The organism is Rhodoferax antarcticus ANT.BR, from assembly GCF_001938565.1.
Classification (GTDB): domain Bacteria; phylum Pseudomonadota; class Gammaproteobacteria; order Burkholderiales; family Burkholderiaceae_C; genus Rhodoferax; species Rhodoferax antarcticus.
Map to the genome: position 1 here is coordinate 277,539 of NZ_MSYM01000013.1, position 20,962 is coordinate 298,500.

Genomic DNA, 20,962 nt, shown 5'->3' on the forward strand with positions numbered 1-20,962 from the left:
TGGCGCCAGAGCCTGGCAAGCGCCGGGCTACTCTTTGGTGGGGGTGGCATCCCCCGGCGCCTCAAAACTATCCCGGTAGGTGAAAAACAGCGAGGTGAAAAACATCGCTGCCACCAAAAGCAGGGCAGGCAAGAGCATGACGCTGCCCAGAGTGGGCGCGTTGAGCGCGCCAGACAGCGCGGTCAGCATCAGCACCGCGCCAACCATCACCCCCATCCACAAGGCGGCGAACACGGCCAGTGCCCAAAAATTACGCAGGCAGGCCACGATGCTGAAAAACATGGCTTTGACCGGCGTAATGTCTTGCCAATAGACCAGCGCTGGTGCGTGCCAGAACAGCAAGGACAGCGGCAGATGCAGGCCGATAAACGTCCACATGGCCATCTGAAAGCTGCTGTTTTCCATCAGTTCGGCGGTAGGCGCTTTGCCGCCCAGGTACATGGTGGCAAAGCCACCGCCGTCCACTAGGTACGACGCGCCCATCGCGCAGAGGAAACCCACCGCATAGATGGCGCCCAGTGTCAGCATGGCACGCAGTTTCACCGGCCCGGCGCGAAAGCCGGTGAGCAGGATCAGCGGCATCGGAAAGCGGCCTTGAGTGGCTTCACGGCTGGCGACCATCAGGCCCAAAGTGACGGCGGGCAGCAAAGTCATGGCCAGCGGCAAGCCAATCAGCGGCACCATGGTGGCCACCGACATCAGCGCCATGAACATGAAAAACAGCCCGGCCAGCGCCAGCGGCTGTTTGAAAAAGGTTTGCATGCCAAGCTTGACCCAGACAGCGCCCGTGCGGGCTGGTACCAGGGTGAGCTTCATGCGGCACCTGCCATTTGTTCAACGTTCATAGCGTGGCGGGTGCGCTCGCGCAGCACGCGCTCAAAGTGGTCTGGGTCGTGCGCCTGCAGCACGCTGGCAGGGCGCGGCAGATACAAATCGCGCAGGCGCGACACCCAAAAGCGCAGGGCACCAGCGCGCAGCATGGCCGGCAGCAGTGCGCGCTCCGCCTCTTGCAGCGGTCGCACTACGTTGTAAGCAGCTATCAATGCATGCGCACGCTGGGCATGATGGACGCCGGTTTCAGGGTCAATACACCAGTCATTGAGGCACACCGCCAAGTCAAAGGCATAGGTGTCAACACCGGCAAAGTAAAAGTCAAAAAAGCCGCTCAAGTGCGGCTGGCCATTGCGCGTGTCAAACATCACGTTGTCACGAAACAGGTCGGCGTGAATCGGGCCACGGGGCAGGGCGGTGTAGTCTGGCCGGGTCGCGATGCTGTTTTGGTAGGCCAATTCGCCCTGAATCAGGGCTTTTTGGCTGTCTGTCAGGTGTGGCAGCACCACTGGCACCATGACATTGCACCAGCTGAGTCCGTGCAGATTGGGTTGGGCCAACTCAAAATCTCGCCCCGCCAAATGCATGTGCGCCAAGGCCGCACCCACTTGGGCGCAGTGCACCTCGGTGGGGTTGAGCTCGCTTTTACCGCGCAATTTGTCGACCACCGCTGCGGGCTTGCCGTTGACTTCAAACACCAGCTCACCAGACGCATTGGCGTGCGGCTCAGGCACCGCAACGCCACGCAGCGCCAGATGTTTCATCAGCCGCAGGTAAAACGGCAGTTGCTCAAAGGTCAGCCGCTCAAACAGTGTCAATACAAAGTCGTGGGTCTGGCCAGAGAGCTCGGTCGAGGCAAAGTAGTTGGTGTTTTCTATTCCGCCAGCGCAAGCTTTCAGGCTAGTCATTTCCCCCAAGCCCAGCGCACGCATCAGACTGCGCGCCTCTTGCTCAGAGACTTCCGTGTAAACCGCCATCGTTTAAAACCCCAGGACTTTCCAGGTGCGCTCGCCGCTGGCGGGTGCCACCTGGTAGCTGGGCATACCGTTTTTGGGTTTCACGTCGATGCTTTTGGTTTCGCTACCCACACGCACTTCGTCAATGCGCGTGGCGGCATCTTCGACAACGATGTGCTGCGTGATCTGCTCGGGCGCGCGTTTCGCGGCGTCTGCTGCACTGGCAGGTTGAGCGGCTGGTGGGCTGGCCACCGTCTGGGCTTGTGTCTGGGCCTGCGCCGAGCCGCAAAGCAGCAGGCACAGGGGCAGGGCGCAGGCCAATGCGCGGGCAGAAAGCTGCGTGGAGGTGTGTGTAAGGTGCATCATTTGATTGTAGTTGTGCCGCTATATCCCGGTGTCGCAGGCAAAATGCCGCCATGACTACTGCCCCAACCAAAACACTGCTGCTTGTTGACGGCTCCAGCTACCTGTATCGCGCCTTTTTTGCTGGCGGGGACGCCATGAGCGTGACCCTTGCCGATGGCAGCGTTCAGAAGACCGGCGCCATCCGCATCATGATCAACATGCTGCAAAGCCTGCGCAAAGAGGTGCCTGCCGCTTTTGCGGTGTGTGTTTTCGATGCCAAAGGCCCTACTTTTCGCGACGAGATTTACCCCGCCTACAAGGCCAACCGCTCGCCCATGCCGGACGACCTGCGCGCCCAGATCGAGCCCATTCACGAGGTGGTGCGCCTGATGGGCTGGAAGGTGCTGGCCATCTCCGGCGTCGAGGCTGATGACGTGATTGGCACCCTGGCCGCTACTGCCGACGCGCAGGGCATGCAGGTGATTGTCAGCAGCGGCGACAAAGACCTGGCGCAGCTGGTGAATGAAAACATCACCATCATCGACACCATGAATGGCCGTCGCCGCGACGTGGCGGGCGTGACGGCTGAATTTGGCGTGCCGCCGCACCTGATGCGCGACTACCAGGCGCTGGTGGGCGACACTGTGGACAACGTGCCCGGCGTGCCCAAGGTCGGCCCGAAAACCGCCGCCAAGTGGCTCAATGAATACGGCTCGCTCGATGCCATCGTGGCCCAGGCCGACAGCATCAAAGGCGCGGTGGGCGAGAACCTGCGCAAGTCGCTGGACTGGCTGCCCACCGGCAAAACCCTGGTCACCATCAAGACCGACTGCGATCTGAACGACTGGCTGCCCGCGTTGCCTGCTATGGATAAAATAGCTGTTGGCGCAATGAATACGGGGGCTTTGGCCGTTTTTTATGATAAATATGGGTTCAAAGGCCTGGCGCGAGCGCTGGCTGCCAGTGCGCCGGACGCCGCTGGCTCAGGCATTGAGGTCGGATCCGCGACGCGCAGCGCAGACGGCTCTGACCCCATTTCCGCACGATCACCCACCCGCGAACGCGATCTGTTTGACGACTCCGATCCCACTTCATCAGCCGACCCAGCGCCAACCGCCAAACCTGTCAGCACGCTGCGCTACGACACCATCCTGACCTGGGAGGCCTTCGATGCCTGGTTTGCCAAGCTGCAAGCCGCCGATTTGGTCGCCATCGACACCGAAACCACCTCGCTTGACGAGATGCGTGCGCGCATTGTGGGCATCAGCTTCTCAGTCACGCCTGGCGAAGCCGCCTACATTCCGCTGGCCCATGCTTACCCGGACGCCGCTGCGCAACTGCCGCTGGGTGAGGTGCTGGCCAAGATGAAACCCTGGCTGGAGGATGCGGCGCGGCACAAACTTGGCCAGCACATCAAGTACGACCGCCACGTGTTTGCCAATCACGGCATCGAGGTGCAGGGCTACGCGCACGACACCATGCTGCAAAGTTATGTGCTGGAAGTGCACAAACCGCACGGCCTGGCCAGCCTGGCAGAGCGCCATCTGGATCGCAAAGGCATCAGTTTTGAAGACCTGTGCGGCAAGGGTGCCAACCAGATCTGTTTTGATCAGGTGGATATTGCCAAAGCGTCCGAGTATTCCTGTGAAGACTCCGACATGACGCTGGATGTGCACTGCGCCTTGTACCCACAAATTGCCGCCAACGACAAACTGAAGTTTGTCTACGAACTGGAAATCGCCAGCAGCGAAACGCTGTACCGCATTGAGCGCAACGGCGTGCTGATCGACGCGCCGACACTGGCGGCGCAAAGCCATGAGCTGGGCCAACGTATCTTGCAACTCGAAAAAGAGGCGCACGAGCTCGCTGGCCAACCCTTCAACCTGAGTTCGCCAAAACAGATTGGTGAGATTTTTTTCACCCAACTCGGCCTGCCCATCGTCAAAAAGACCGCCACCGGCGCGCCGAGCACCGACGAGGAAGTGCTGGAAAAACTCGCCGAAGACTACCCCCTGCCCGCCAAAATTCTGGAGCACCGCGGCCTGGCCAAGCTCAAAGGCACCTACACCGACAAGCTGGCGCAACTCGCCCTGCCCAGCGACGGGCGCGTCCACACGCACTACGCGCAAGCCGTGGCGGTGACCGGGCGCCTTTCCAGCAACGACCCGAATCTGCAAAACATCCCGATCCGCACCCCAGAAGGCCGGCGTGTGCGTGAGGCCTTTGTGGCACCAGCAGGCTGCCTCATTGCCAGCGCTGATTACAGCCAGATCGAGCTGCGCATCATGGCGCACATCAGCGGCGACGCCGCGCTGCTACTGGCGTTTCACGACGGCATGGACGTGCACCGCGCCACAGCAGCGGAGATTTTTGGCGTCGATACCGCCCAGGTGAGCAGCGAGCAGCGGCGCTACGCCAAGGTCATCAACTTCGGCCTGATCTACGGCATGAGCGCTTACGGCCTGGCCAAAGCGCTGAGCATTGACAACACCGCTGCCAAAAACTACATCGCCCGCTACTTTGAGCGCTACCCCGGTGTGAAGCACTATATGGACCAAACCCGCACCCTGGCCAAAGCGCAAGGCTATGTGGAAACCGTGTTTGGCCGGCGTCTGTACTTGCCCGAGATCAACTCGCCCAACGGCCCGCGCCGCGCGGGTGCCGAGCGCGCCGCCATCAACGCGCCGATGCAGGGCACCGCGGCGGATCTGATCAAGCTCAGCATGGTCAAGGTGCAAAGCGTCATTGACGAACAAAAGCTGGCCACCAAAATGATCATGCAGGTGCACGATGAGCTGGTGTTTGAGGTGCCAGAGTCAGAAGTGAACTGGGTGCGCCACGAGGTGCCAAAACTCATGGCCGGTGTGGCGCACCTGAGGGTGCCGCTTCTGGCCGAGGTGGGTGTGGGCTTGAACTGGGATAAAGCGCATTAGGCGCAGGAAGCGCACCAAGCGCGGCGATACAAGGAGCATGTGACGATGGAACCGATGACAATTTTTGCCCTGACCGGCGCGGTGCTCGCAGCATCCCTGGTTTACGTGGTCATGAAAGTGAGCCACTTTGGTGAGAGTCAGATGCTGGCTGACAAGTTGTTGAGGGTGGAGACCGAAGCCGCCAACACCAAGAAAGAACTTCAGGGCTATAGCCACTACATCACCTGTCTAGACGCCAGTCGCCAAACCGCTGGCGATGCTCTGAAGGGGCCGGTGCTCACGCTCACCCGCGAGTATGTGCAGGTGGAGAAGCTGGCCAGAGGCCAACACCAACTCAGTGCCGACGCCACCGTGGTGGTCAGGTACGCGGTGGAGTTTGCCTATGCGCTGAATGTGAGCTCGGCCGGGCTGGCGCTGGCCCAAGCGACCAACGGTGTCAGCTTGAAGATCACCCGCCCCAGCTTGCTCGGCGACCCAAAAATAAAGACCCTGTCCAGCCAGATCATCTGCGCCCTGGATGTGCCCGACAAGCAGGCGGTGCTGGCAGATTTACAGGGAAAATTTGCGCCTCAAGCACGGGGCTATGGCGCCACCCTGGCGGGTGAAGAGACAGTGCGCAACTTGTGCAAGCTCAAGGCGATGGAGGCCGTTCGAGACGCAATGGCCCGGCAATCCGGCGTGCGGCACGTACCAGCCGTGTTTGCCGAGGTGAAGTAAGCCGCACCGGTTTCTGCGTCGTCAATACCCAATCGGTCGACCCGTTATTGGGTACGGGCAGACACCAGTGGCGGCAGGCCTTGCAGGCGCATCGGCTAACTGATGAACAGCGTGGCGGGGCTTTCGAGGTAGCCGCGTAGGCGCTGGATGAACTCGGCAGCGTTCATGCCGTCCACCACCCGGTGGTCGAAGGAAGACGACACATTCATCATCTTGCGCGCCACCACCATCCCTTTCAGGATCACTGGCTTTTCAATGATGCGGTTGGGTCCAACGATGGCCACCTCCGGGTGGTTGATCACCGGGGTGTGGCTGATGCCTGAGAGCGGCCCCAAGCTGGTCAGCGTGATGGTGGAGCCGCTGAGCTCCTCGCGGGTGGCACGGCCGCTGCGGGCGACTTCGGCCAGCCGGGATATCTCGGCGGCGCAGGCCCACACATCCAGCGTTTCGGCATGGCGGATCACCGGCACCATCAACCCGCCATCGGTTTGCGTGGCCATGCCTAGGTGCACTGCAGCGTAGCGAGTGATGATGGCCGCGTCGTCGTCATAACGCGCATTCACCTCGGGGTGCTCGCGCACGGCCAGCACCAGCGCCCGGATCAAAAACGGCAGCAGCGTCAGGCGCCCGCGTGTTTTGCCAAACTCGGTGTTCAGCCTTGCACGCAAGGCCTCCAACTCGGTCACGTCGATCTCTTCCACGTAGGTGAAGTGCGGAATGCGGCGCTTGGCCTCCTGCATCTTCTGCGCAATCTTGCGGCGCAGTCCGATGACGGGCAGCGTCTCTTCACGCGTGAGGCGGGCGTAGCGGGTGTCGCCCATCGCTGGCGCGCCTGCGTTGCCGTGGGCTGCGGCCTGGTCCAGATCGCCATGGGTGATGCGCCCGGCCGGGCCAGTACCAGCAATTTGGCTCAGATCAATACCCAGCTCCCAGGCGCGCCGACGCACCGCTGGGGCGGCAATCGGGCGGTCGTCTGGCGCCGGCTCAGGCACGGTATTCGGTGCGGCGGGGGCACTGCTGCGGGCAGCGGCGTCGACGGGGGTGGCTATTGTGGTCGGTGTTGCGTGAGGTGCTGCCTCAGGCGTTGCAGGGGGCGCTGCAGCGGGGGAGGCGGCTAGCGTTGTCGCGGCGGCAGAGGGCACCGACACCGGTCGCAGCGCGGAAGGTGCCTCTGCTGAGTCGGGTACTTCATTAAGCATAGCTACTTGCGCTTGTTCTATTAGGGCTGCAGCCGTTTTGATGTGAATAATAGGCGTGCCCACCGCCACCACCTGGCCGACCGCCGCGTCCAGCGAGAGCACGATGCCAGCCACATGCGAGGGGATTTCTACGGTGGCTTTGTCGGTCATCACATCGGCCAGGATCTGGTCCTCGGCCACCTCGTCGCCCACGGCCACGCGCCAGGCCACCACTTCCACCTCGGCAATGCCTTCGCCAATGTCGGGCATTTTGATACTTTGAATGAGCATGGCTCAGGCCTCCATCACACGTTTGAACGCCGCCGCCACACGCGCCGGGCCCGGAAAATACGCCCACTCCTGCGCATGCGGGTAGGGGGTGTCCCAACCGGTAACGCGCTCAATGGGCGCTTCCAGATGGTAGAAGCAGTGCTCCTGAATCAACGCTGTGAGCTCGGCGCCCAGGCCGTTGGTGCGGGTGGCTTCATGCACGATGACGCAGCGGCGGGTTTTCTTCACGGACGCAATGAGCGTGTCAAGGTCCAACGGCCACAGGCTGCGCAGGTCGATGATTTCGGCGTCCACACCACTTTCACGCGCAGCCGCTTCTGCTACATAGACCATAGTGCCATACGCAATCACAGTAAGGGCTAGACCCGGTTTATACACAGAAGCTGAATCTAAAGGCACGGTGTAATAGCCGTCTGGCACATTGCCCAGTGGGTGTTTGCTCCAGGGCACCACCGGTTGGTCATGGTGACCGTCAAACGGGCCGTTGTAAAGCCGCTTGGGCTCCAGAAAAATGACCGGGTCGTCGTTTTCAATCGACGCAATCAGCAGGCCCTTAGCGTCAAACGGGTTGGACGGCATCACCGTGCGCAGCCCACACACTTGGGTGAACATGGCCTCGGGGCTTTGGCTGTGGGTCTGGCCACCGTAAATGCCGCCGCCGCAGGGCATGCGGATAGTGATCGGGCAGGTGAAGTCGCCCGCCGAGCGGTAGCGCAGGCGCGCCGCCTCCGAGACGATCTGGTCGGTGGCCGGGTAAACATAGTCTGCAAACTGGATTTCAACCACCGGGCGCAGCCCGTAAGCGCCCATGCCCACGGCCGTGCCGACGATGCCGCCCTCTGAGATGGGTGCATCAAACACGCGCTGGTTGCCGTGCTTTTGCTGCAGCCCCTCGGTGCAGCGGAACACGCCGCCAAAGTAGCCCACGTCCTGGCCGTAAACGACCACATTCGGGTCGCGCGTGAGCATCACGTCCATGGCACTGCGCAGCGCCTGGATCATGGTCATGGGGGAGGTGGCCCCCGTGCGGTCCTCGCTATCGCTCGAACCGGGGTTTGTCGCTTCGCGTACTGCACTGCCCCCCGAGGGGGCGTTCACTTGCTTGAGGCGGCTCGGCGCTGCGTTCAAGGGGGTGTTTTCGTTGCTGCTGTCGTTGCTCGCGCTCATGATGTTGCTCCCATCTCTGCACGCTGGCGGATCAGGTGCGCGGGCATGTCTTGGTAAACATCTTCAAACATGCTGGCCAAGTCAAGTGCATGGCTGTCAGCCAGGGTGCCGTATTTCTCGGCTTCTTTCTGCGCGGCCAGCACTTGGGCTTCAAGCTCTTTTTGCGCGGCTTCGTGTTCAGCATCCGACCAGGCCCCTGAGACGATCAGGTGTTGTTTCAGCCGTTCAATCGGGTCGCCAAGCGGGAAACGCTGCAAGTCGTTGGCCGGGCGGTATTTGCTGGGGTCGTCGCTGGTGGAGTGGGGGCCGGCGCGGTAGGTGACCCACTCAATCAGGGTCGGCCCAAAGCCGCTGCGGGCGCGCTCCAGTGCCCATTTTGTGGCGGCGTAGCAAGCCAGAAAATCGTTGCCATCCACGCGCAGGCTGGCAATGCCGCAACCCGCGCCGCGCGCTGCAAAAGTGGTGCCTTCGCCGCCGGCCAGGGCCTGGAAGGTGGAAATCGCCCACTGGTTGTTGACCACGTTGAGAATCACCGGCGCGCGGTACACATGCGCAAAGGTCAGGCCGGTGTGAAAGTCAGACTCTGCCGTGGCGCCGTCGCCAATCCAGGCGCTGGCCACCTTGTTGTCGCCCTTGATGGCGCTGGCCATGGCCCAGCCTACCGCCTGAATCACCTGCGTGGCCAGGTTGCCGCTGATCGAGAAAAAGCCCTGCTTCTTGCTCGAATACATCACCGGCAGCTGGCGGCCTTTCATCGGGTCACGCGCGTTGCTGTAAAGCTGGCAGATCATGTCCACCATGTTGTTGTCCGCGCGGGCCAGCAGCAGCCCCTGCTGGCGGTAGGTGGGAAAACACATGTCGCCCTCACCAATGGCCAGCGCGTGGGCGCAGGCAATGGCTTCTTCGCCCAGGCACTGCATGTAAAACGACATTTTTTTCTGCCGCTGCGCAATCAGCATGCGCGCATCAAACGCGCGAGTCAGCATCATGGCGCGCAGGCCGCGCTTGAGCAGCGCTAGGTCGACCTGCGGCGCCCACGGCCCAACAGCGTTGCCCGAGTCGTCCAGCACGCGGATCAGCGCAAAGGCCAGGTCGTTGGTTTGCGCTGCGGCGACATCGACCGGCGGGCGGCGCTTGGCACCCGCAGCAGACAGGGGGAGGTAAGAAAAATCAGTGTCACGGCCGGGGCGCCCGGTGGGCTCTGGCACGTGCAGGTGCAGCGGTTTGCGCTGGGGCATGAAAAGTCTCCTTGCGGGCTTATGGTCCGCCACAGAATACGTTGAATGACAAGCCGGTGCATCGGGTAAAGCACCTAGCCTGGTGGGGCTGCCAGAGTTGCAGGATCACTGCGGTGCCGACAGGCCGACAAAGCGCAGCCGTTAACGGCTTCTATTTCCCCACAAGATAACCGAACCATTGGGATCGTTAAGCTGTTGATTTAGATCAAAGGAGACGCCCGTGCTTGATGCCAACCAGACCCAGGATTTCTCGTCCCTGTTGCCCGGCCAGTCGACCGAGGCTGGGGCCAGCCGTCGCACCGCACTCAAGGTCGCGCTTGGCGTGGGCTACGCTGCGGCGGCCATGCCAATCATGGCGCAGACCGCCATCAAAACCTCGGCAGATGGCTTGCGCAGCGGCGAAGCCGTTTTTGACGTGGACGGTTTTTCGGTACCGATTTACTTTGCCGCCCCGGCGGGCAAAACCAACCTGCCGGTGGTGCTGGTGATTCAGGAAATCTTTGGCGTGCACGAATACATTGCCGACACCTGCCGGCGTTTTGCCAAGGCCGGTTTTCTGGCGATTGCGCCGCAGCTGTATGCCCGCCAGGGTGATCCCAGCAGCTACGGCGAAATGGCCCGGCTGATGAGCGAAGTGGTTTCTCGGGTGCCTGACGCGCAGGTGATGGGCGACCTGGACGGTGCAGTTAAGTGGGCCGGTGAAAACGCTGGCAACCTGAAAAAGGTCGGTATCACCGGGTTTTGCTGGGGTGGGCGCATCACTTGGCTTTACGCTGAGCAAAGCAACAAGGTCAAGGCAGGTGTGGCCTGGTACGGCCGCCTGGTGGGCGCGGCCTCAGAACTTACCCCGAAACATCCGCTGGACCTGGCTGGGCAAATCAAGGCACCCGTGCTGGGCTTGTACGGCGGGCAGGACGGCGGCATACCGCTGACAACCGTGAATCAGATGAAAGATGCGCTGGCAGACGCCGCTGCCAAAGGCAACGACGCCGCCCAGGCCAGCGAGTTTGTGGTTTACAAAGACGCGCCACACGCCTTTCATGCTGACTACCGGCCCAGCTACCGAAGAGAGGCCGCCGAAGACGGTTTTGCCCGGGCATTGGCCTGGTTCAAATCACACGGAGTTGCTTGAGCTCCGAGGTGAAACTATCAAAAACAATAGCTACCAGCACTTGATAAATAAGGGCTTAGGTGCTATTTTGTCTTTATACAGGAACCACTTTCACCCAGGCGCTGCACCAACCCTCGCCAGACACGTTCTTGCCTGGGAACAGGGGGCAGCCGCCGATTTTGTCGGTGGCCTTGCCTTGGTACAGACCGCAGTTGGCGCAGTGGCTACCAGCCACAAAGTTTTTGTATTTCACTTTGTCGGCATTGGCTGCGTTTTCCACATAGCCCAACATTTGGGCTTGAGAGCTGGCTGGGTCCGCCATGGGCATGCTGCCGCTCTGTGAAGATGTCGCGGGCGCTGTCATCGCGGGTTCTGAAGCTGGCGGCGGTGCTTCCATAGGCGGCGTTGTCACTGGATCCGCGATCGGCGCTGGAGGCGGCATTGGCGCGGGCTCCACAGGCGCTGGTGCGGGCTTGTCGGAGCAGGCAGCGATCATCGCCAGACCGGCCAGCGGGAAGATCTGGATGAAATTTCGACGGGTGGACGCTTTTTGCATGGTGAATTCCTCGGTCGTTGTAAACATGCCGGATCGGCATAGCGCACAGCATACTGGACGCCCGCGTCATTTTCGTGTGCGTTAGCTCACATAAGCGGCTTGGACGTTTGAGGATCTGTTTCCAAAAGTAAAACCAAAAGCAACGCCTGCAGCAGGTTGCGGCAGGTGGCTATGTGGCCTGCAGCGCCGATTAACCCAGCTCAAGCCTGGCTTGCAGGCGAGCGGCGCAGTTGCGCAGCGCAGCGGACGGATTTTGCGTCACCAAATGCAGCAAGTGGCTGGCGTAGCCGGTGTCGGTGTGCAAGCGCTCGGTATCGACCCACCAGCCCTGGCCAGTCATCAGCCACTTGAAATCAACCTCTTCCAGCAGCACCAGGCGCTCATCGGTCACGGCAAAACTTGCCGGGCCGGGTGATTTGTATAGCGTTTCAGTTTGCATAGCCTGCGCTCCTGGGATTGATGATTTTTGCCGGTCGCGAAAGGGGTTGTGCTTTGTGTGGCACTGCTTAGAAGTCTGCGCCTGTAATGCGAGTCTGTTGACTATAAAAACGGGCGAAAAGTTGGGCAGTTATGGCGTTTGGTGTCAAGCGTTTTTACCGTGAGCGGTCAAGTCAGGTTGGATCGCCCTGATGCGCCAGACAAGCGCTCATTTGCGTTGCGGTGGCGCACAGGGCTGCCACCAGCGCGTCGCGCAGCGGGTGTGGCGCGGCCACTTCTGGCAGCAGCAGGCTGACCTGAAAGGTGATCGGCACGCTTAAGCGACGCACCAGCAGGTCGGGCCCACACAACTCCAGCGCAGTCAATGGGTTGACGATGGCGGCCCCCAAACCCTGGCGCACCATGGCGCACACGGCGACAGCGCTGGCGGTTTCCAGGCAAGTGATGCGGGTCACATTGGCTGCAGCAAACATCTGGTCAATCGCCAGCCGATAAGGGTCACCTACGGCTAGGCTGATGAAGCGTTCGCCTTCAAAATGCTCTGGCGCTAGCACATGGTGACGCGCCAGCACGTGGCCGCGGGGTAACAACGCCACTTCGTTGGCCTGCAACAGCGGCTGCAGCGCCACGCCAGCCGGTGCCTCAGAGGTTTCGCTCAAGCCCAGGTCAAAGCGATGCTCACTCAAGGCCTGCTCCAGCCACGGTGACTCCAGCGGCACCACGCTCACCGCGGCCTCTGGCTGGGTCTGCTGGAACGCCAGCAGCGCGCGCGGCACCAGGGCTTGCGCCAGCGCAGGCAGGCAAGCCAGATGCAGCCGCCCGGCGGACAAGGTGCGCAATTCCTGCGCACGCGCGGCAATCTGATCCAGCCCGACGAACGAACGCTCAACTTCCTGCATCAGCGCCAGCGCCCGCACGGTGGGGCGCAAACGCCCGCGCACCCGGTCAAACAGCGTGAACCCCAGCAGATATTCCAGCCGGGCCAGCTCACGGCTCAGGGTTGGCTGGCTGGAGGCGCTCACCTCTGCCGCGCGGCTCAGGCTGCCGTGCAGCATGATGGCGCGAAACATGGCCAGTTGGCGGTGGGTCAAGGTCGGGGCGGTGGCTTGGGGCTGAGCGCGATGCATGCATCAACTATATCCATAGTGAATAGCTGGCGAAATAAATCGGCATTGATGGCATGGGTGAAGGCGGGCATCATCACTGCATGAACCCATTTACCCCCCAAACCCTGGCCACGTTAGCGAAAACCCACGCTACCCCGCTGTGGGTCTATGACGCCAGCACGATCGAGCGCCAAATTGAAGCGCTGCGCCCGTTTGACGTGATCCGCTTCGCGCAGAAAGCCAATTCCAACACCCACATCCTCAAACTGATGAAGCGCTGCGGCGTGATGGTGGATTCGGTGTCGCTGGGCGAGATTGAGCGTGCGCTGGCCGCAGGTTTTACGCCAGGCGTGCATGACGGCCATGCCGAGATTGTTTTTACCGCTGATTTACTCGACCGCGCTACGCTGGCGCGGGTGGCTGACCTGGGTGTGCCGGTGAACTGCGGCTCCATCGACATGCTGGACCAGTTGGGCAGCGTGAGCCCCGGCCACCCGGTTTGGCTGCGTATCAACCCCGGTTTTGGCCACGGCCACAGCAACAAAACCAATACCGGTGGCGAGCACAGCAAACACGGCATCTGGCACACCGATTTGCCGCTGGCCTGCGAGCGCCTGCGCGCCAATGGCCTGAAGCTGATGGGCTTGCACATGCACATTGGCTCGGGGGTGGATTACGCGCACCTGCAAGAGGTGTGCGGCGCGATGGTCGAACTGGTGGCAGTCGTCGCGGTGCAAGGGCTGGATCTGCAGGCTATATCGGCGGGCGGCGGCCTGTCGATTCCGTATCAAGCGGGTGAACCGCAAATCGACACCGCGCATTACTTCAGTCTGTGGGACGCCGCGCGCCAGCAGATTGCCGACCTGCTGGGTCACCCCGTGGTGCTGGAGATTGAGCCGGGGCGTTATCTGGTGGCTGAGTCCGGCGTGCTGGTGAGCGAGGTGCGCGCCACCAAAACCATGGGCAATAGCGCGTTTGTGATGGTCGATGCCGGCTTTAGTGACCTGATGCGCCCAAGCATGTACGGCAGTTTTCACGGCATGGAGATCATTCACGCCGATGGCAGCGCGGTGCCAGGCGCTTTTCAGGACACGGTGGTGGGCGGGCCGCTGTGCGAGTCGGGCGATGTGTTCACCCAAGGCGAGGGCGGCGTGGTGCTCACGCGGCCATTGCCGGTGGCGCAGGTGGGTGACCTGCTGGTGCTACAAGACACCGGCGCCTATGGCGCGTCGATGTCATCCAACTACAACACCCGCCCGCTGATCGCTGAGGTCTTGATTGAGGACGGTCTGCCGCGCTTGATCCGGCGGCGTCAGACGGTGGCTGAGCTGCTGGCGCTGGAGGCGGTGTAATTTTTAGCGCAGACCTGTTAGGTACAGGTCTTTCAACTGCGCAAACTGCTCGGCAGACAGCGCCTTGCGCATGAATTCCACACAACGCTCACGGCCCTTGAAGTGGGCGACTTCGGCGTCCGCAATGTCTTTCATCAAGGCTTCACGCTGGGCTGTGGGCGCGTTGTCCAGAATCGCCATGCGCAGCTGGCCGCGCAGGGCAATGATCTTTTTCTGGATGGCGATGCGCCCGGGTGCGGCTTCTTTGCGGTAGGCGTCCAGGGCGCTGATCTGCTCGGAGGTGAGCTTCAGGTCAACCTCGTATTTCATGGTCAGCGGCATCAGTTCCACCACCGGGGTAGCGCCGTCGCCAGGGACCGATTTGGCTTGCGCCAGCGACGCGCTGGCGACCAGCGCAGCAACCATCAGTAGTTTGACGAGCAGGGGGGAGGCTGTTTTGAATGACATGGGTGTTTCTTAAAAAGTTGATTAGGTGAGCAGGGCGGGGGCACAGCGTCTTATTCCGTTTCCATATCAATAGGATCTGTTGTTGCTTCGCCTTGCCGTGCGTCTGCACTGTCTGCGGCTTCGCGCTTAAGCTCCTATCGATCTGAAAATGGAATTAATGCTTCATCGGCATGTTGCCCGCGCCCAGCGCGGTCACCGGCGCTTGAACTTCCTGCGTGAACTGCTTCTTGGTGGCGGTGTCTTCAAACACCAGCGTGATCGGAACCACGTCGCCGCCTTTGAGCTGTTGTTTGAGTTCGATCAGCATCACGTGGTAGCCACCGGGCTTGAGTTCCAGCACGCGGCCGGGCACGATGTCTAGGCCGGGGATCTGGCGCATTTTCATGATGTTGTTGTCCATCACCATTTCATGGATTTCCACCACATTGGCCACCGGCGACTTGGCGGCGACCAGTCGCGTGTCTTTGTCGGCGCTGAGTTGCATGAAGGCGCCGCTGGCTTGCTGCATTGGCACTGTGCCGCGCACCCAGGCATCGGTGATGGTGATCTGTGCTTGCGCCACGACAGCGGTGGTCAGAAGGATCAGGGAGAGGGTCAGTTTTTTCATGGTCAGGGTTTCGGGTTGGATTGAGTGGGTAGGTGGATAGGTAGGCATCACGGTGTTTTTAGAAGCAGGGCAATGTCATGCGCGTAGTCTTTCGCGGTTTGCTCATGGCGCATGGCTACGCGCAAGTTGCCGCTTGGGTCAAACAGGTAAGACAGGGCCGAGTGGTCCATGGTGTATGAGCTGCCGGTGGGCACTTTTTTGTAGTACGCCTTGAAACTGTCGGCGGTTTCACGGGTGTGCTGGGCGTCGGTGGACAGGGCCAGAAAGCTGGGGTCAAACGCATCCATGTAGGCCTTGAGGATCGGTGCCGTGTCGCGCTCGGGGTCAACCGTGACGAAGATCACCTGCAGGCGTTCGCCGTCTGCACCCAGCAGCTGCTTGGTCTCTACCGCGCGGGTCAGCGCGGTGGGGCAGACGTCCGGGCACTGCACAAAACCAAAATACAGCATCACCACCTTGCCTTTGAAGTCGGCCAGGGTGCGCTCTTGGTTGTTGTGGTCGGTAAGTTTGAAGTCTTTGCCGTACGGCACGCCGGTAATGTCCAGCCCCTTGAACTGGCCGACCACGGGCTCGTCAGAGCGGCTGCAGCCGCCCGCCAGGGCGACCAGCAGCGCCAGCGCAGTGCCTGCCAGAACCTGAACTCTGTTGCGGTTTGTGAAAGTCATACATTTCCAGAATAAGCATTAAAACTGCCTCTAGCCCTTATGCGATAAGCGCTAGAAGCTATAAAAACGATAGTTCAGGAAAAGACGGGCGGTGCGCGGGCCTGCCACGGCTCGTGCGGTTGGGAAGATGGTTGGGCGGTGAGGGACGGTTGCGGTGCACCAGGCGCCTGCTGCGTCAGCTGTGCCAGCAGGATGATCTGCGGTGGGGGCGCCCCCAGGTTGGCGCACAACGGGCAATCCAGGCCACGGCTGCCCAGCTCTACCGCGCCATCGTCGGTTTGTACGATGACTTTCATGGCCCCCGCACTTGAGCAGATCAGGCTCATGGCCTGCGGGTTGATCAGCGGCGAGGCCACTGCCGCACCCAGCGACAAAACAAACCACAGCGCCACCCAACGGGTGAACTGGCGCAAGGTGTGGCTGGTCAACATCGGCGCGATGTTACTCCTGTGACTTGACCTGTGTCACGATCCGGGGTGTGGCCGTCAGCCGCTGCCCCTTAACGCTCAGCCCTGAGCCACCGCCCGGGCAGGGTCGCTGCACCATTCGCTCCAGCTACCCGCGTATAGCCGGGTGCGACCCAGGCCCGCCACTTCCATGGCCAGCAGATTGGGCACCGAACTCACGCCACTGCCGCAGTGGTGCACTACCGTGGCGGGGTCGCGCTGGCCCAGCAAGGCGTTGAATTCAGTTCGGAGCTGGTCGGCAGACTTGAAGAAGCCGTCAGCCTGCAAATTGTGGGCAAAAGGGCGGTTCAAAGCGCCCGGAATGTGGCCTGCCACCGGGTCGATGGGTTCGACTTCGCCCAGAAAGCGCGGTGTGGCGCGGGCGTCGAGAATGGTCTGCGTCGAGCGGCCCAGGTTGTTTGCTACGTCTTCTGTAGTGATCCAGGCAACCAGCGCAGGGGCTAGCGTGAAATTGGACGCTGAACCCGCTGAACCCGTTGATCCCGCTGTGCCTGCTGAAACCGCTGAACTCGCTTTACCTGCTGTACCCGCCCCGGACGCAACCGCACCACCCGCTGCCACCCAAGCCTGCAGGCCACCGTCCAGCACCGCCACCGCCTCATGGCCCAGCCATTTCAGCAGCCACCACAGCCGCCCGCAGTAATTCAGGCCCTGGCGGTCATACACCACCGCTTGCATGTCATTGCTGAAGCCCACGCCAGCCAGCCAGGCGGCCACCGCCTCACGCTGGGGCAGCGGGTGGCGGCCGCCACACAGCGCCTGCGTCGGGTCAAAGCAGCACAAATGCCGATCCAGGTCGGCCCGCACGGCACCGGCGATGTGGCTGTCAAGGTATTGCACATCGCCCTGCTTGGGTTGTAGCAACTCGAAACTGCAGTCAAACACCATCAGCGGCTGGCCGCTGGCGCGCAGGTTTAGGAGTTGTTCAACGGAGATCAGGGTGGTGGACATCGGGCGGTTCCTTGAGTGGGGTGACATTTTGTGTAGATTGTCCATGCTTCGGCTGGGCGAGACGGCCAGTGGTCCGCAGTTCAAGACGGGGCTGTGAGCCATTGGCCCCTGGCGTTCGTCGGTTGATCGGCAGCAACCACTCGCCAGCCCTTTGGCCCGCACGTTCACGCTCATCAGTTGGCCGAGGCACCCAAGCCAAGCCAAGCCAAGCCAAGCCAAGCCAAGCCAAGCCAAGCCAAGCCAAGCCAAGCCAAGCCAAGCCAAGCCAGCGGCCAAGCCAGCGGCCAAGCGCGGGCTAGAATAATTTGCTTGCATTCCCGGCGCACTGAACACCAACACCGCCATTTGCCCAACATGTACACACGCCCACCGATTCGCGCCATCATTGCCGCCTCACTCTGCCTCAGCGCAGCCCTGATCGTCATCTCACCAGCGTCAGCCGCCGAAAAAAAAGGCGAATGGCTTAGAACCGAAAAATCCTGCGAATTCTCTTCCTGGAACGCGATGCCTGTGCCTGACGAAAAAATCGAATGGACGGGAGCGTGCAAGGATGACGTTGCACACGGCACCGGCAAGCTTCAGTGGTACCGGGATGGCAACCCCACTAGCTACGAGCAGGGCCAGTGCGCAAACGGTAAATGGCATGGCCGCGTGGTTAGCTACATCAATGACCATGTCCGTTACGAGGGCAACTTCGCTTACGGCCGCCGCATCGGCCTGACGCGGCAGATCTACGACAAAGTCATTCTGGAAGGGCTTAAGACGCAGAGTCCCTACAAGGAGTGGATCGCGCAAGGCTATTGGGAGAAGGACGAGTTCGTGCTGCCCATGCTCTACAGCCGTTTTCAGGACCGACGCATCTGCCCCAAAGCCGAGCAGGACAAAGACCAGTGTCAGAGCCAGGCGAGCGCCTTTATCGCTGCAGAGGAAGCTGCCATGACGACGATTAACCAGTTGGGGCGTTGCCTGAATCAGGCTGAGGCACTAGCGCAGGTGTATGCCGATTTCAAGCCCGACAAAAAAATGTTGAATTACTACGGCAACGCCTACAACAAGATATCTGCGGTGGCGGTCAAGCGCGGGTTCGGTGAGCACATGGAAGCGGCTCAAGTTGACACCCAGCCAGCCATGTTTGACGACGTGCAGCGCGCGTTAGGCCCTAGGCTCGATGCCTTGCGTCAGCAAGACGAGGATGACGGTGCTGCCAGACGCGCCCAAGCCAAGGCGAGCATTAAAGCCTTGGCGCCCTATTTCAAGAAAAACTGTTCGGTCTTCGCCAAGTGATATGAAGCGGTCTTCTCCCTAGCGGCCAGGGGGCCGCCAGGGTCTTCATTGGCATGCCAGTCTTCGCGGTTTGTGAAGCCAGACGCACGCAAGGCCTCAGTGATCTTCGGCGGGTGTATTGGGCAAAACACGGGTGCGCAGCACGGTGGCGGCCACGCCGCTGACCACGATCACTGCCATGCCGAGCCAGGCGATGGGCGCAATCTGCTCGTCAAACAGCAACAGGCTATAAAACGCGGCGAACACAATGCCAGCGTATTGCAAGTTGGCAACCAGCAGCGTGGGGCCACGGCTATAGGCGCGGGTCATGGCCCACTGGCCAAGCGAGGCCAACACGCCAATGGGTAGCAGCCAAGCGCCCGCTTGCCAGCTGACCGTATGCCAGTCGGTGAAGCCGTCAAACAGCACGCCGATCAGCCCGGCTGCTGCGGTGCCAATGGAAAAGTAAAACACGGTGCGCCCCTCTGGCTCGCCAACCTTGCCCAAAGCCGCAACCTGCAGGTAAGCCATGGAGGCCCCCAAACCTGAGAGCAGGCCGATCAGCCCGGCAAACAGCTGGTTCTGGTCCAGTGTGGGGCGCAGCATCATCACCACCCCGGCAAAACCGGCCAGCACGGTGGCCATCAGCGGGCCTTGCGAGGTGGATTTGCCATACAGCAGCGCGCCGCCCACCACAAAAGCCGCCACCCAGACACCGCTCATGTAATTGAGCGTCATGGCGGTGGCCAGCGGCAGGTGGGCGATGGCGTAAAACCAACTGGTCAGCGAAAACACGCCGATCACGCTGCGCCATGCGTGCATCATCGGCACCGGTGTGGCCAGCCCAATGCCACGGCCGCGCATAACTGCCCCCATGAAAATCACGCTGATCAAGCCACGGTAGAACACCAGCTCCCAGAGGCTGAAACTGCCTGATGCCACCTTGATGCCGACCGCCATGGTGGCAAAAAAGAAGGCCGCCAACACCATCCACAGGGCTTGCATTTTTATATAAGAAATACGGCTCTAGCCCTTATCAATCAAGGGCAAGCAGCTATGGTTTATTTGTGCTGAAAGAAATCAGGTTAGCGGTGACCGAGGGCGTTGTTCTTGCCGTTGTGGATGTGATTGGACTGGTTTTTGGGGCGGCCTGAGTCGCTTAAGTGTCCGTGCCTCACCTCGCTATTTGCCTCCGATACCAGTCGTGAAAATGCTGCATGCCGTCTTCCATCGGGCTCTGGTAGGGGCCCACTTCGTTGTCGCCACGGTGCATCAGGGCGCGCCGTCCGGCGTCCATGCGTTCGCCAATCTCGTCGTCTTCGATGCAGGTTTCCATGTAGGCGGCTTGCTGGGCTTCAACAAACTCCCGCTCGAAAGCCGCGATGTCCTCGGGGTAGTAGAACTCGACCATGTTCATGGTTTTGTCCGGACCCATCGGGTGCAGGGTGGACACGGTGAGCACATGCGGGTACCACTCCACCATGATGTGCGGGTAGTAGGTGAGCCAGATCGCGCCGCGTTCAGGCGGTTTGCCGTCGCGGTAGGCCAGCAGGGCATCATGCCAGCGCTGGTACACCGGTGAGCCGGGGCGGCCAAAACCGCTGGACACGCCTACGGTTTGTACCGAGTACTGTTCGTTGAACTCCCACTTCAGGTCGTCACAGCTGACAAAGCTGCCCAGCCCCGGGTGGAAGGGGCCGACGTGGTAGTCCTCCAGATAAACCTCGATGAACGTCTTCCAGTTGTAGTTGCATGTGTGCAATTCCACCTTGTCGAGCACAAAGCCCGAGAAATCAAGCTGCGCGCGGGTGGCCATGCCAGCCAGATCCGCGGCAATGTCGCAGTGGGTGCCTTCAAACAGCAGGCCGTTCCACTCTTGCAGAGGGTAGTTGTTCAGGCTCAGGCAGGGGTCTTGCGGGAAGTGCGGCGCGCCGATCAGCGTGCCAGCGGGCGCATCACCATGGCCGCTGTAGGTCCAGCGGTGGATCGGGCAGACGATGTTGCCTGCGCTGCCACTCTGGTCGAGCGAGCCGCGGCCCTTGAGCATCAGCGCCTGGCGGTGGCGGCAGACGTTGGACACCAATTCGACGCCCTTGCCGGTGCGCAGCAGCATACGGCCTTCTTTTTCCTGCGCCAGGGCGTAGTAATCGCCCACATTGGGCACACTTGAGGCGTGACCCACGTAACGTGGTCCCCGCTGGAAAAGGGTTGCTTGTTCGCGCTGGTACAGCGCGTCATCAAAATAAGCTGAAACTGGTAGTTGGCCGGTGGCCTGCTGCAGTTGAAGACTTAAATCAGACATGGGTGACCTGACCTAAAGACTCCCCACAGGGAGATGCACCA

Annotated in this window: 21 protein-coding genes; 5 read left to right on the forward strand and 16 right to left on the reverse strand. The window is 61.2% G+C overall.

The window, feature by feature from the left end; all coding sequences use genetic code 11:
- Positions 1-27: 27 nt before the first annotated feature.
- Genes BLL52_RS10045 through BLL52_RS10055 form a run of 3 tightly spaced genes read right to left on the reverse strand, consistent with a single transcriptional unit; the run spans position 28 to position 2,150 of the window.
- Positions 28-816, reverse strand: coding sequence for a BPSS1780 family membrane protein (locus tag BLL52_RS10045; RefSeq protein ID WP_075586535.1), 789 nt, complete (start codon positions 814-816; stop codon positions 28-30).
- Positions 813-1,808: a homoserine kinase gene (locus tag BLL52_RS10050; RefSeq protein ID WP_075586536.1), complete on the reverse strand. Its 996-nt coding sequence runs from the start codon at positions 1,806-1,808 to the stop codon at positions 813-815. Before BLL52_RS10050 ends, BLL52_RS10045 begins: the two co-directional genes overlap by 4 nt.
- A gap of 3 nt (positions 1,809-1,811) precedes the next feature.
- The gene (locus BLL52_RS10055; RefSeq protein WP_139313363.1) at positions 1,812-2,150 is read right to left on the reverse strand and encodes a hypothetical protein; all 339 of its coding nucleotides are present in this window, start codon (positions 2,148-2,150) and stop codon (positions 1,812-1,814) included.
- A gap of 53 nt (positions 2,151-2,203) precedes the next feature.
- On the opposite strand from BLL52_RS10055, the gene polA reads away from it, so the two are divergent.
- Both polA and BLL52_RS10065 read left to right on the forward strand, forming a co-directional pair.
- Positions 2,204-5,065 (forward strand): DNA polymerase I, encoded by a 2,862-nt coding sequence (gene polA, locus BLL52_RS10060; RefSeq protein ID WP_075586538.1) that lies wholly within the window; start codon positions 2,204-2,206, stop codon positions 5,063-5,065.
- Between the two features lie 54 nt (positions 5,066-5,119).
- Entirely contained in the window at positions 5,120-5,782 is a 663-nt protein-coding gene (locus BLL52_RS10065; protein ID WP_075586539.1) for a hypothetical protein, read from the forward strand.
- Between the two features lie 95 nt (positions 5,783-5,877).
- Here BLL52_RS10065 and BLL52_RS10070 read toward each other — a convergent pair whose 3' ends face one another.
- The 3 genes from BLL52_RS10070 to BLL52_RS10080 form a co-directional block, all read right to left on the reverse strand.
- Entirely contained in the window at positions 5,878-7,251 is a 1,374-nt protein-coding gene (locus BLL52_RS10070; protein WP_075586540.1) for a dihydrolipoamide acetyltransferase family protein, read from the reverse strand.
- Positions 7,252-7,254: 3 nt separating this feature from the next.
- Positions 7,255-8,259: an alpha-ketoacid dehydrogenase subunit beta gene (locus tag BLL52_RS10075; protein ID WP_075587180.1), complete on the reverse strand. Its 1,005-nt coding sequence runs from the start codon at positions 8,257-8,259 to the stop codon at positions 7,255-7,257.
- A 155-nt stretch (positions 8,260-8,414) separates the two neighbouring features.
- Positions 8,415-9,656: a 3-methyl-2-oxobutanoate dehydrogenase (2-methylpropanoyl-transferring) subunit alpha gene (locus tag BLL52_RS10080; RefSeq protein WP_075586541.1), complete on the reverse strand. Its 1,242-nt coding sequence runs from the start codon at positions 9,654-9,656 to the stop codon at positions 8,415-8,417.
- A gap of 220 nt (positions 9,657-9,876) precedes the next feature.
- Between BLL52_RS10080 and BLL52_RS10085 the strand changes: the two genes are divergently transcribed.
- The gene (locus tag BLL52_RS10085; protein ID WP_075586542.1) at positions 9,877-10,788 is read left to right on the forward strand and encodes a dienelactone hydrolase family protein; all 912 of its coding nucleotides are present in this window, start codon (positions 9,877-9,879) and stop codon (positions 10,786-10,788) included.
- 73 nt (positions 10,789-10,861) lie between these two features.
- Here BLL52_RS10085 and BLL52_RS10090 read toward each other — a convergent pair whose 3' ends face one another.
- From BLL52_RS10090 to BLL52_RS10100, 3 genes are all read right to left on the reverse strand, one after another.
- Positions 10,862-11,323 (reverse strand): high-potential iron-sulfur protein, encoded by a 462-nt coding sequence (locus BLL52_RS10090; protein ID WP_241839110.1) that lies wholly within the window; start codon positions 11,321-11,323, stop codon positions 10,862-10,864.
- Between the two features lie 190 nt (positions 11,324-11,513).
- Positions 11,514-11,762 carry a hypothetical protein gene (locus BLL52_RS10095; RefSeq protein ID WP_075586543.1) on the reverse strand — a complete coding sequence of 83 codons (249 nt, stop codon included), beginning with the start codon at positions 11,760-11,762 and terminating at the stop codon, positions 11,514-11,516.
- Between the two features lie 172 nt (positions 11,763-11,934).
- Positions 11,935-12,852: a LysR family transcriptional regulator gene (locus BLL52_RS10100; RefSeq protein WP_241839112.1), complete on the reverse strand. Its 918-nt coding sequence runs from the start codon at positions 12,850-12,852 to the stop codon at positions 11,935-11,937.
- A 116-nt stretch (positions 12,853-12,968) separates the two neighbouring features.
- Here BLL52_RS10100 and lysA point away from each other — a divergent pair, with 116 nt between their 5' ends.
- Entirely contained in the window at positions 12,969-14,219 is a 1,251-nt protein-coding gene (lysA, locus tag BLL52_RS10105; RefSeq protein WP_075586545.1) for a diaminopimelate decarboxylase, read from the forward strand.
- A 3-nt stretch (positions 14,220-14,222) separates the two neighbouring features.
- Here lysA and BLL52_RS10110 read toward each other — a convergent pair whose 3' ends face one another.
- The 5 genes from BLL52_RS10110 to BLL52_RS10130 all read right to left on the reverse strand — a co-directional run bounded on the left by BLL52_RS10110 (position 14,223) and on the right by BLL52_RS10130 (position 17,356).
- Positions 14,223-14,666, reverse strand: a complete 444-nt coding sequence (locus BLL52_RS10110; RefSeq protein ID WP_075586546.1) for a Spy/CpxP family protein refolding chaperone — start codon at positions 14,664-14,666, stop codon at positions 14,223-14,225.
- 154 nt (positions 14,667-14,820) lie between these two features.
- Positions 14,821-15,273, reverse strand: coding sequence for a copper chaperone PCu(A)C (locus tag BLL52_RS10115; protein ID WP_075587182.1), 453 nt, complete (start codon positions 15,271-15,273; stop codon positions 14,821-14,823).
- A gap of 47 nt (positions 15,274-15,320) precedes the next feature.
- Complete coding sequence (locus BLL52_RS10120) at positions 15,321-15,938, reverse strand: SCO family protein (protein WP_075586547.1); 618 nt, start codon at positions 15,936-15,938, stop codon at positions 15,321-15,323.
- Positions 15,939-16,012: 74 nt separating this feature from the next.
- Positions 16,013-16,369, reverse strand: a complete 357-nt coding sequence (locus BLL52_RS21395) for a DUF2946 family protein (protein WP_075586548.1) — start codon at positions 16,367-16,369, stop codon at positions 16,013-16,015.
- A gap of 75 nt (positions 16,370-16,444) precedes the next feature.
- Positions 16,445-17,356: a sulfurtransferase gene (locus BLL52_RS10130; RefSeq protein ID WP_075586549.1), complete on the reverse strand. Its 912-nt coding sequence runs from the start codon at positions 17,354-17,356 to the stop codon at positions 16,445-16,447.
- A gap of 354 nt (positions 17,357-17,710) precedes the next feature.
- Here BLL52_RS10130 and BLL52_RS10140 point away from each other — a divergent pair, with 354 nt between their 5' ends.
- Positions 17,711-18,640 (forward strand): MORN repeat-containing protein, encoded by a 930-nt coding sequence (locus BLL52_RS10140; RefSeq protein ID WP_075586551.1) that lies wholly within the window; start codon positions 17,711-17,713, stop codon positions 18,638-18,640.
- A gap of 96 nt (positions 18,641-18,736) precedes the next feature.
- On the opposite strand, the gene BLL52_RS10145 is transcribed toward BLL52_RS10140, so the two are convergent.
- Together BLL52_RS10145 and BLL52_RS10150 are read right to left on the reverse strand one after the other, a co-directional pair.
- Positions 18,737-19,624: a DMT family transporter gene (locus BLL52_RS10145; RefSeq protein ID WP_075586552.1), complete on the reverse strand. Its 888-nt coding sequence runs from the start codon at positions 19,622-19,624 to the stop codon at positions 18,737-18,739.
- Between the two features lie 169 nt (positions 19,625-19,793).
- The gene (locus tag BLL52_RS10150; protein ID WP_075586553.1) at positions 19,794-20,921 is read right to left on the reverse strand and encodes an aromatic ring-hydroxylating oxygenase subunit alpha; all 1,128 of its coding nucleotides are present in this window, start codon (positions 20,919-20,921) and stop codon (positions 19,794-19,796) included.
- Between the last annotated feature and the right edge of the window lie 41 nt (positions 20,922-20,962).